This is a genomic window from Neobacillus niacini (assembly GCF_036961885.1).
GTDB classification, from domain to species: domain Bacteria; phylum Bacillota; class Bacilli; order Bacillales; family Cytobacillaceae; genus Neobacillus; species Neobacillus niacini_H.
In genome coordinates this window covers 4,312-4,958 of record NZ_JBALNQ010000098.1, presented here as the reverse complement: position 1 = coordinate 4,958, position 647 = coordinate 4,312, and the positions used below count along the sequence as shown (strand labels likewise).

Here is a 647-nt window from a genome sequence, read left to right as displayed (position 1 = left end):
TGTGGATTAAAACTCTTTTTTTTAGACAATGCATAAACATAATCATATGCCAGTTCCATCAACTCTCTATCGGATGCCATAATATACAGTCACTCCATTCCGAAAATTAATATGATAATTACTGGCATTACCAATGCTAGTATAATGTTAATATGAAGTATGATATTATCCATGGAATAATCTAGAATCTTTTTATGAAGTTGATTATTATCTGATATTTCACCCAATAATCTTCTTTTATTATCGATTGGGTCGTGATTTTCATTATTCTTTAGGATTGTTTGATATTCATACATAATAACATTAAATTCCTCAATCATTTTTTTTCCATCCTCGTGAGTTTTAGCGTCTTTTATGTTTATATGCATTAATAAATTTTTCATTTTAATTATTAAATCTTCAATATCTAATTGATGATAATGAACTTTTAAAGCCCTTTCATTATAATTTAGTTCATTAATATAATATTGTATTAAAATTACATAAATTGAAAAAATCCCTGATACAACCGAAAAAATTGATAGGTTATTCTCGTTTAGAATTGAATCCCCAGCTAATGAAATAGCAACAAAAATAACTGCCTCAAAATTCAAGAAAAAGAATATTAACTTCCACTTATCACTATAATTTTTAAACCTTAAACTCAT

1 protein-coding gene is annotated in these 647 nt (G+C 25.7%); it reads right to left on the bottom strand.

Translation table 11 applies throughout. The annotated features are described in order from the left end of the window. Nucleotides 1–89: 89 nt before the first annotated feature. The coding region (locus V7124_RS25990) for an SLATT domain-containing protein (protein ID WP_335494815.1) at nt 90–647 on the bottom strand (558 nt) is incomplete at its 5' end.